Source organism: Bacteroides fluxus YIT 12057 (assembly GCF_000195635.1).
GTDB lineage: Bacteria > Bacteroidota > Bacteroidia > Bacteroidales > Bacteroidaceae > Bacteroides > Bacteroides fluxus.
Genome location: NZ_GL882611.1, coordinates 121,421 through 131,646, shown reverse-complemented (window position 1 = coordinate 131,646; position 10,226 = coordinate 121,421). Strand labels below are relative to the sequence as shown.

General features: G+C 47.3%; 6 protein-coding genes and 2 pseudogenes. 4 read left to right on the top strand and 4 right to left on the bottom strand.

Annotated features, from left to right (window positions below; translation table 11 throughout):
* Positions 1-26 precede the first annotated feature (26 nt).
* A pseudogene (locus HMPREF9446_RS02715) lies at positions 27-2,006 on the top strand (SusC/RagA family TonB-linked outer membrane protein); the annotation flags it as partial.
* A 26-nt stretch (positions 2,007-2,032) separates the two neighbouring features.
* Complete coding sequence (locus tag HMPREF9446_RS02710; protein ID WP_009123865.1) at positions 2,033-3,541, top strand: RagB/SusD family nutrient uptake outer membrane protein; 1,509 nt, start codon at positions 2,033-2,035, stop codon at positions 3,539-3,541.
* Between the two features lie 343 nt (positions 3,542-3,884).
* Here HMPREF9446_RS02710 and HMPREF9446_RS18075 read toward each other — a convergent pair whose 3' ends face one another.
* A complete protein-coding gene (locus HMPREF9446_RS18075) occupies positions 3,885-4,058 on the bottom strand; it encodes a hypothetical protein (RefSeq protein ID WP_009123864.1) in 174 nt (57 codons plus the stop codon).
* Between the two features lie 71 nt (positions 4,059-4,129).
* Here HMPREF9446_RS18075 and HMPREF9446_RS02705 point away from each other — a divergent pair.
* Positions 4,130-4,627: pseudogene (locus HMPREF9446_RS02705) on the top strand (glycoside hydrolase family protein); the annotation flags it as partial.
* 38 nt (positions 4,628-4,665) lie between these two features.
* A complete protein-coding gene (locus tag HMPREF9446_RS02700; protein WP_009123862.1) occupies positions 4,666-5,616 on the top strand; it encodes a tRNA-dihydrouridine synthase family protein in 951 nt (316 codons plus the stop codon).
* 102 nt (positions 5,617-5,718) lie between these two features.
* Here the strand turns inward: HMPREF9446_RS02700 and HMPREF9446_RS02695 are convergent, their stop codons facing one another.
* The 3 genes from HMPREF9446_RS02695 to HMPREF9446_RS02685 all read right to left on the bottom strand — a co-directional run bounded on the left by HMPREF9446_RS02695 (position 5,719) and on the right by HMPREF9446_RS02685 (position 10,111).
* Positions 5,719-8,802 carry a chondroitinase family polysaccharide lyase gene (locus HMPREF9446_RS02695; RefSeq protein ID WP_009123861.1) on the bottom strand — a complete coding sequence of 1,028 codons (3,084 nt, stop codon included), beginning with the start codon at positions 8,800-8,802 and terminating at the stop codon, positions 5,719-5,721.
* A 16-nt stretch (positions 8,803-8,818) separates the two neighbouring features.
* Positions 8,819-9,496, bottom strand: a complete 678-nt coding sequence (locus tag HMPREF9446_RS02690; protein ID WP_039968321.1) for a DUF6250 domain-containing protein — start codon at positions 9,494-9,496, stop codon at positions 8,819-8,821.
* Positions 9,497-9,601: 105 nt separating this feature from the next.
* The gene (locus HMPREF9446_RS02685; protein WP_039968335.1) at positions 9,602-10,111 is read right to left on the bottom strand and encodes a hypothetical protein; all 510 of its coding nucleotides are present in this window, start codon (positions 10,109-10,111) and stop codon (positions 9,602-9,604) included.
* Between the last annotated feature and the right edge of the window lie 115 nt (positions 10,112-10,226).

The following is a 10,226-nucleotide window of genomic DNA, read 5'->3' as shown; positions in this document are numbered from 1 at the left end:
ATTTATCAACTTAAATTAATTCCGCCAACGGGTACGGCTACTACAACCAATCATCAAGTCCTCGTATCACACAATATGACGGCTTGATCCAGCAAGCTATGTATTTTCCTACTACTATTGCCCCCAAAGATGAAAATGGAGAATATAACAACAAATTCATCGATGGCAGCACAACTTATAACCCGATGGGTATGATTTGGGAAAGCAAAACAGAAAACAAGACTTTGAATCAACGCATGCAGGGCTATGTACAGTTTGACATTATGGACGGATTGACTTTCCGTTCTCAACTGGGCGTAACTTTTGAGAACAGACTGAACCGTTCTGTTGACAATGAAAAAAGTTATTATGCATTCAAAAACGGTAAAAAGACTCAGGCACAGGCACGTAGTTATTGGAATACTTCTTGGTTGAATACCAATACCCTAAGCTATGTCAAAGAATTCAATGAAAATCACCGTATTAACGCAACTGCCGTATTCGAACAATCTTATGGAGATGATTATAATCATACCAGTACAGCCATGAATTTAGCATTCCCTGACCGTTTGGGTTGGGATGCCTTAGGTTGGTCTGAAGGAATTATGTCAAGTGTAGCGTCTGACCATACCATCAATACATTAATGTCCGGAATGCTCCGTGTCAATTATGTATTAATGAATCGCTATATGGTAACAGCTTCAATCCGTGCCGATGGTTCTTCCCGTTTGGAGAAAAAATGGGATTACTTCCCTTCAGCAGCTTTAGCATGGGATGTTAAGCAAGAAAACTTCATGAAAGATGTTGATTGGATGGACCAACTGAAAGTCCGTGTCGGTTACGGTTCTGTAGGTAACCAGTCGGTAGCCGCTTATCGCATTTATTCACAAATGGTTCCGACAGCCAATGCCGATGGTACCACTTCTTATGCGGTAGGCCGTCCTGCAGCTCCATACTTGAAGTGGGAACGCAATGACCAAATCAATGCCGGCCTTGATTTTGGATTCTTTAACGGTCGTTTACGTATCAGCGCAGATTGGTACAACAAGATTTCCAAAGATATTCTATTAGAAGTAGCACAACCTTCGCACATGGGATATACCGCCTTACTGAAAAATGCAGGTGAAATCAAAAATACCGGTGTGGAACTTACCATCAGCGGTGACCCGATTTCAACGGAAGAATTCAGCTGGCACAGTGATTTGACATTATCCAGCAACAAAGGAACTTTCAACAAGATACCGACATACAATCATCGCCAACAACAAGCCGGAAGCTTTGAAAATCAGTTATTCCAAATGATTGAAGGCGAAAAGCTTGGAACATTCTGGGGATATAAATACCTTGGCGTATGGCAAGAAGACGAAGTCAATGCACCGTTTGTAGATGCAAACGGCAACAAAACAGGAAAAACTGTTGCCCAGACTTACAACATCCAAGCCGGTAATGCCAAATACGCAGATGTGAATGGTGACGGAAAATACAATGATGATGACATGAACATTATCGGTTGCGGTCAACCGACCTTCAACTGGGGATGGAGCAACAGCTTCAACTACAAGAATTTCGATCTTTCATTCTTTATCGTAGGTTTCCACGGATTTGACATCTATAACGCTACCGATCAGATTGGTTACGGAACGGTACAAGGCCAGAATGTGGCTGCCGTTACTCCTAAGCCCGAATTACTGAACCGTTGGACCAAAGAAAACACCAGCTCTAATATTCCGGGATTCGTTTATGGAAAAGGAGATTTGAAAGCATTCAGTTCACGATTCGTAGAAAACGGCAGCTTTATCAAGATGAAGAGCATCACATTAGGATATACCTTACCCGACGTTGCCTGCAAGTCTTTAGGCATTAACAACCTACGTGTATATGCTTCTGTACAAAACCCGTTCCATATCACCAAATATTCTGGCTTGGATCCTGAAGCAGCTATGGGTACTCCGCTGACACAGGGGGTTGATTGGGGTGCATATCCTAACAGCCGTAACTATTTGATTGGTTTGAATTTCTCCTTCTAACAGCATAACATTAAAGACAATATAATATGAAAAAATTAATATATACATTCATGGCAAGCAGTATGCTGGCGGCTACAGTTACTTCTTGTGTAGATTTGGATCAAGAACCTAAATCCTTCATTACGGAAGAAGAATATATTGAATATCCCAAAGATGTTGAATCCGTAGCAAAAGGAGTCAGCGGTCTCTATAACCAATTGAGAGGTACCAACGCTGCAGGGAAACACGATAATTATGGATTCAACACCCGTCTGCAACGTTTAAATGTATCAGCGGATGATGTTACTTACTCTCCGACCAAAGCCAATAACCCACTGGGAACATTGGAAAGTCTCACCCCCAGCCTTTATGGCAATAACGATGACTTCCAGACCTCTTGGAGTATATTCTATAAGGTAATCAACAACAGTAACAAGATTATTGAAGGTACCCCCATTACTGAAGATAACAAAGTTGCATTACAACAGATTGTAGGTGAAGCTTACTTCCTGCGCGGCCTTTCTTATTTCTATCTGGTTCGTCTTTTTGGCGACGTACCCTTGGTGTTGACTAAAAACGATCCGGCTGTAACAATGCCCCGTACGTCAGTTGCAGAGATATATGACAAAGCCATTATACCCAGTTTGAACACTGCCGCACAATGGTTGCCGGAAAAAAGCCGCAGCAACGACAGTTCTACTCCCTCTAAATGGGCTGCCAAAGCAGCATTGGCTGATGCCTACATGACCATGGCAGGATGGCCGTTAAAGAAAGGGCAGGAATATTATGGTAAAGCTGAAACAGAACTGAATGAGATTATCACCAAGTCCGGTCTCGAATTAACCAAGAAATATGAAGATTTATGGAAAGAGGACAAAAAGACCGAGGCCAATGAACACATGTTTGCCATTCATCATTCTGTAAAGTTCAATACAGCCAGCAATTATGGCAAATCCTACTATCCAGCTGATTTTTATCCCAAAGCTGGTTGGTCTGACTATTACGCCAGTGAAAAGTTCTATTTAAACTATCCTGATGATGAACGTAAGGCATGGAATTTCATGGTTGAGTGGCCTGTCGCCCAAAATAAAGTGGTGAACTATAAAGACAGCAAGGATGGGCTTCCGGCTATTTCCAAATATTACAACTATGACCAAGGGGTTCCCGGTAACAGCGCACAATCCAACGGTATCACCTGTATTTACCGTTACGCCGATGTCTTATTGATGTATGCCGAAGCCTCTACACGTGCTACCGGAAATGTAAACGCCCTGGCACTGAAATGTCTCCAGGAAGTGCAGCAACGTGCCGGTGACAAGACCCTGACAGCAACTACAGATCCTACAGCCTTTGAAGAGGCTGTCTTCAACGAACGCGGTTGGGAATTCTTCGCAGAAATGAAGCGTTGGTTCGATTTAGTCCGTTTGGAGAAAGTAGCTGACGTAAAACCGACAGAATGGAACGGCTCTACTTTCAAAGCCAATAACCATTATTATTTCCCTGTTCCCTATAACGAAATCAATTTAACAGGTTGGACTAATAATGCCGGTTACTAAAAAAATAACTGCACAAAACTTCTAACCTTATTATCAATAAATCAAACAGACCTTAATCAATGTGTGAGAGGGAGGGATCGCAAGGTCTCTCCCTCTTCTTTTAAATGCATAAAAATGCCTCTTTCTTGAATGATTTTTGTGCCTATACTTACTTGATAAACGCAAATTGTGCTTTATCTTAATTTTATATCTAATGTAACATGAAACTCAGTGCCGATTACCCAAACGGTGAGATGTAGAAAGTCATTGTGCATTCTGCAAAGAGAGGCAAGCTGAAAATACCCCCCATTGCTTCCCCACCGGTGACAAGACCCTTATCTCCGGTAGGGAAACGATGTTTGTCTTACTTCTTCTCCGTACTCTCAAAATGCCACTGTTGCTGTTCCACCTGCTTCATTTCCTTCATGCGTTCCTGTTCTTCTTTAGCTAGGCGTTCCACTTCCTTGAGATCCACCTCTCCTATTTCCGATTCTCCGAAAGACTCTGTTTTCTTAGGTACAGGAAGTTCTTTATACAAAGCCGTACGTTCGGCAGGTAGAGTGTTTATCTCAATCGACGCCTGCGGATGGAACTGGATGCCCGGATGCAGAAGACGGTTCAGTGATGATGATATTCAAGGGACGCCGCTACACAAACGGGCACCGGCACTCGGCTATGAGCCTCGGAATGGCCTACGCTCCCGGAATAGAAGGGCCATATACCGTATTGAACAATGATCGTCCCATCTTTGAAGTGGACGGCCAGGGTGAGGCGGAAGACCCATTCCTGTGGAAAGATGCAGACGGTTACCATGCCATCTTCAAGGATCACGTAGCCAAGTTCACCGGAGAACGTGGAGGCGGAGTCATGGCACACTCCAAAGACGGCATGCGATGGACCGTGGACAAGGATGCAAAAGCCTACTCACTCACCGTAGAATGGGAAGATGGGAATATAGAGAAACAGGGACAGCTGGAACGTCCTTTCATCTTCTTCGAAGACGGAAAACCTGCCTACATCTTCTTTGCCACCATGGACGGTCCCGGAGGATTTGAAAATGCATCCCATTCCTGGAATATGGTAATCCCCATACGGAACAAGAAATAAAAAAAACGTATCTTTGCAGAAAAAGAAAACAGACAGCCATGAACGACCACTTGTTACCCATCCATTTCGCCCCGCTGCAAGGCTACACCGATGCCGTCTACAGGCGGGCGCATGCCCGCATATTCGGCGGCATAGAGACTTATTACTCTCCTTTCGTACGCATAGAGCATGGTGAGATACGCCGCCGCGACGTGCGTGACGCAGAGCCCGGAGCCAATCCCGGCCTGCACCTCATTCCCCAACTCATTGCCCCGGAAGTGGACAAGGCAGAGCGGATAATCTCCCTTTTCATCGAAAAAGGATACCGGGAAGTGGACATTAATCTGGGCTGCCCTTTTCCGGTATTGGCCAAACGGCACAATGGAGCGGGCATGCTCCCTTATCCGGAAGAGGTAAGGACATTACTAAGCACAATCACCGGAAAACATCCCGATATCCGCTTTTCCGTAAAACTAAGATTAGGATGGGAACGTCCGGAAGAATCTCTTGCACTGTTGCCGCTGTTCAACGAACTGCCATTGTCGCACATCATCCTGCATCCTCGTCTGGGCAAGCAACAATACAAAGGAGAAACAGACCCGGAGGGCTTCAAGGCTTTTTACGAGGGATGCAACAAACCCTTGTTCTACAACGGCGACTTGCTTACCGTGGAAGATATCCGCTCCGTCACCACCCGCTTCCCCAGACTGGCAGGTCTTGTCATAGGCCGCGGCCTGCTCGCCAATCCTGCCTTAGCCTTGGAATACCGCCAAGGAGAACCTCTTTCTGCCGATGAAATGGCAAGAAAAGTAAGCCGGCTGCACACAGAAGTATATGAAAGTTACCGGGAACAACTGCAAGGGGGCGAACTGCAATTACTGATGAAAATGAAAAGCTTCTGGGAATACCTCCTGCCGGACGGTGACCGGAAATCCAAAAAGACTATCCACAAGACAACCAAATTATCCAATTACCAGGCAGCAGTCAGCAATCTCCTTGCCGCACTGTGAATTTCCGCTATTACGTAAATGTGCCATCCCCGTGGCAATGTTGTGCCAAAGGCATGGCACAACATTGCCACGGGGATGGCACAATATTGCAAGAACCTGAACTTACCTCTTCAACTCTACGTCAAAACTTGCGGCATCCTTGCAGGTAAAACGCAGGACAGTCTGCTTCTTGTCAGCGGACACAAGCTTGCAGTACGGTGTCTCGGCAACTTTCCACAAGCCCTTCAGAACAACTGTCACCGGTATCTCCTGACTTTCATTGTCAGTCCACGGACGGGAATAGATACTGCGCTCCATGCGTTTGCCGTCCTTGTCGAAAGCCTCGTCACTCGGACCGCGATACAAGGCGAGATCGGGTTGTGAAACGGTCAACAGCAGTCTATCCTTGTCATCGCGTATCATGACCAGACAAGAAGTATCAGCCTTCTGCAACCATCCTTCCTCGGGAAGGGCCTGCGGAGTCTCGAACAGGACGTAGGAAGTAAGGTTTCCGGCCAGTGAACGGACGATGTGGGCATTACGGTCCTGCTGAAGAATCCTGTAGGCCGGTTTCTTGGCAAAAGCTTTCAAGGAAGCGGCATCGGTATGAGGCAGTATGGCATACTCGTATGAAGCACCTTTCGGAGCCTTGCCGTGCTGCAAGGTCAGTGACACCCAGTTGCCGGAAGTGGGCTGAGTGCTGCGCTCGCCTACGGTTACCTGCGGGAAGTTCTTCTCAAAAACAGCCGATTTCAACGAAGTTCCGGCTATGTAATACCCCACGCCGTTGGGGTCGATGTAAGTCTGTCCGCCGCCTTGGCAGGCATCCCAGTATTTTTGAGTCTCGGGGGTAGCGGCAGCAAGCTGGAATACGGTAGTCTCCGTAGGATATTCCGCATTCGCGTTCTCAATATCCGTACCGAGGCAGACAATCGTACCGTCAAAGAAATGGAAAGACTTGCGGGCACGGTGAGAACCGTTGTATTTGTCATGTTCATGCAGCTTCATGCCGAAATTGCCATTCAGACGCGCCTGGGACAGACCACCGGCAAAGGCTTCGTCAGAATAAAGCATCTCCTCCATGCCGGAGAACTTATCGACATTGAGTACCCGGGCACGCAGTTGGTCGAAAGGCAGGTGAATGCCGGTAGTGCCCGGAATGCGGTTCCAGTCGAAACCGGCCTCCTGCCAGCCACTGGTAGCTAAGGTTACCATTTCACCGGGCTTTCCCGTCAGAATCTCCATGCTCCCGTGCGCCAGGTAACGGCCATAGAAATTGGCCGGCAAGTAATGTTCGGCAGCCCAGAGGTAACGGGAATGTCCGCGGACTACTGCCGCCCAATTGTTACGGCGCTGTACGGATACACAGCCGTATCCCAAGGCAATATTGCCTTGCGGGTCGGATTCGGGACGGAACCCCTGAGCCTCGAGCAGTTTCTTCATTTCCAGCTCCTTCCTGGCAGAAGCCTTGGGAAGATAGTCCGGAGCATCGGAATTCTGTATATCTGTGTAGGCAACGAGGCGCAAGTAGGCGGCTGCCATCTCCGGATCGTACTTCTGCTTGCCGTCCGGCGTACCGGCAAGGGCCATAGTAGCATATTGGACAGGAATCAGCTTGCCCCCACCGTTGGGATGGCGTCCCGACATGGAAAGCGGCCATTGCTGCAAGTTGCAATAGAAACGCATGGCAAGAAGCACATTCTTCACGGTTTCGTGTGCCAGTTCGGACAGCTTGAATTCGGTACCGCTCAACAGATAAATCATGTTGGTCGCTCCGTCCAGGCCACCTACAGCGTAAGCCGGATAATTATTACAGTGGTGAAAACAAGCACCGTCCGGCTTGAAGGAACCTGCCAGTCCCGGTGCGGGACGACAACCGTAATCCAGCCAACGGGAGAAGGAACGCAGATATCGCAGTTTCTCCGGAGTATCTTCCATAATCAGAATACTGGCGATGCGGCCTTGCAGTTTTGTATTGAAAGTATCGATGTCGATGCCGTTAACGGCAGGCTTGGGATATACCTCATTGGTAATGGCATACCAATTCAGCGTACGTTCGGCTTCTTCCAGCTTGCCCGCGTCGCGCAATACGTCTTTCATCAGGAAATAGGCCACAAAAAGCCCGCGCATACTATATCCGTAGTGATGGATATTTCCCCAACAACTGCCGTACGCAACCCCCTGGTCTGTGATGTTGTCATACATGGCAAGGAATTTCTGCTTCAGTTCGTCCTTGACTGCCGCTTCCCGGCTATTGTTGTAGGCAATGGAAATGCGTTTCATCAAATCGAAATAGCTGCTGATTTCTATTCCCTGCTTGGTGAACATATCCTTGTCCCAATCGGGTATCATACGCTCGTAAGCCTCCGACTGGCGGACAAAATAAACGGGAAGGCCGGTTACTTTTCCATTCTTATAAGCAATCCGGTAGAAGTCATACTTCTTGCGGATGGACTCCATCTCCTTATCCGTCAGTGTGCCCGGAGTGTAAAGCATGTCACGGAAACGCTTTTCCAGAAGCCGTATATCCTGCTTCTGCGCTTCCGTAATGGGGGTCAGCGCCATGTCCGGCTTCCACAAGGAATGCTCGTAGATTACCAGCCAATGGTTGGTAGTGCCTTTGTTGACAAAAGGTACCTGCAAATCGGCAGTCTGCTGCCGGGCATCAACCTTGCTGGCAGTAATCAAATGGTCTATGAAGAGCTTGCCTTTCACGTCAGGAGCAATGATGCGGATTTCATCCATGCCCTCTTCGGGAGTGCCCTGCATGTCACGTTCGTAGCACACCCATGCCCCGCGCCAACCGGTAAAGTTGATGCCGAACGGGAAAGAGGAACACTTCTTCCCGTCTTTCAAGAATTCAAATTCTATCGTCTTGTCCTGTGCCTGTTCATTATACACCCATACAATGAAAGCGGAAAGATAGGTATCTTTCCCCGTAGGGTCTTTCTTCTCGAACTTCAAGTCTTTCTGGATGGAGAGAACAGATTCGGGACTGAAGGTCCAGCTCAAACTATGCCCGCCGTCCCTATAATGTTCATCGCTGACAGCCAATTGCGAACCGGTTGCCGTAATAAATGCGGGCACCTGTTGCTCCTCGAAGGAGAGTACACGCTCATTCTTCACGATTTGGGCTCCACCGTCGGCCGGCAACAGCATCCAAAGGAGTGCCCCCACCCCTATTTTCCATTTACTGAATTGCATCATGTCTGTTTATTTAAGGTTATTCGATATTGTTCACTTGAAAACCGGTAAAGCGTACATGGTTCTGCCACAGGCGGAGAGCAAAATAACCGTCTCCTTTATTCTTGTCCACCGGAAGACGGAAAAGTTCTTCACCGTCCATGCTGTAAGTAGTCATGCCATTCTCCACACGTATCCTTATCTCATACCAATGATTGGGTTTCAGAAGATGCGGAGCATCCGAGTATTCTTTCAAGACAGGTTTGACCTTCGCATCATCCACCCCGTAATATTCTCCGTGGTATTCACGGAAACGGGAGGTCATGTTCTCGTTGCCGCCATAACCCACGTAATACAGGCTCAAGGTATTATAGTTCTTGAACTCACCGTTGCGCCACTTGCTGCGGGCGAAGAAGTCATCGGGATATTGGGGGTCATCGGCTCCCCAGAAGCAGTTCAAGTCACTTAGGCGGTCAAACTTGCCCCCTGCCATCACCACCTTCACGCGGTAAGTGATTTCGTAGTCGCCGGTAAGGCGTTCTTTATACCAAAGGGATAGTCCGTCGGGAGAAACGATATCCATCGTGTCCTCCACGCAGGTGATTTGCACTTTGCCCGAAGAATCCTCCGGCAGCCAGTCTGAAAGTTTGCAGGATGCCGCCTCCGGACGGGGAAAGAACAGTGAAAGAAATCCTATCAATAGAAATTGTAGCTGCATAATCCAAGGTATTAGCGATTTCAAAAAAATTAGCATGCTACAAAGGAAGCCCTCTTTCGGGAAAAAGAGGGGCATAAATCGTACAGAAGAAGGATAAAATAGTGATTAAGGATGCTGTTCTTCAAAAGCCTTGTTCTCCTCCTGCACCGTCTGAATCGTTTCTTTCAGTTCACCGACAGGCAAATCGAAGTTGTACCAGTCGTTATAACAATCGGTGACATACCACTTGCCGCCTATCAATTCAAAGACAACGCGCAGCGAAGGCTCGGACTCGTCATAACCTGCCTCAAACTCTTTATGCGCCGCTTCGTCGACGGTAAAACGTGATATATAGACACCTCCCTCTTCTTCCGTGATATTACCTTCTTTCAAGGTTTCCTCGTCCAGCAACGCCCACTTCTCGCGGGTAAAAGGGAAAGTCTGCTCCGTCTCGCCATCATCCTTCAATAAAGTTATGGGAGATTTCAACGGAAACTTGACACGGGAATACTGGAAAGAAGCACTGGAAGTAAATTTCTGAAGGAATGTCTTGAAATCCTCCTCTGCAGCCAGACTATTCAAGGTCGTCAGCATGAGTGCCGCAAACAGACAAAAAACAGATTGAATCGCCTTCATATACATACATGATTTATCAAGGCGCAAAGATAATATAAAAATGACAAGGTAACCCGTTGGCGGAATTATTGTTTGAAAAATACCCAATACCCTTACGTGAAAGTACCTGTTGAGA

Excerpts from the sequence above, each read along its gene's own strand:
- HMPREF9446_RS02710 (WP_009123865.1), top strand. The coding sequence starts at position 2,033 with ATGAAAAAATTAATATATACATTCATGGCAAGCAGTATGCTGGCGGCT.
- HMPREF9446_RS02700 (WP_009123862.1), top strand. The coding sequence starts at position 4,666 with ATGAACGACCACTTGTTACCCATCCATTTCGCCCCGCTGCAAGGCTAC.
- HMPREF9446_RS02695 (WP_009123861.1), bottom strand. The coding sequence starts at position 8,802 with ATGATGCAATTCAGTAAATGGAAAATAGGGGTGGGGGCACTCCTTTGG.
- HMPREF9446_RS02690 (WP_039968321.1), bottom strand. The coding sequence starts at position 9,496 with ATGCAGCTACAATTTCTATTGATAGGATTTCTTTCACTGTTCTTTCCC.
- HMPREF9446_RS02685 (WP_039968335.1), bottom strand. The coding sequence starts at position 10,111 with ATGAAGGCGATTCAATCTGTTTTTTGTCTGTTTGCGGCACTCATGCTG.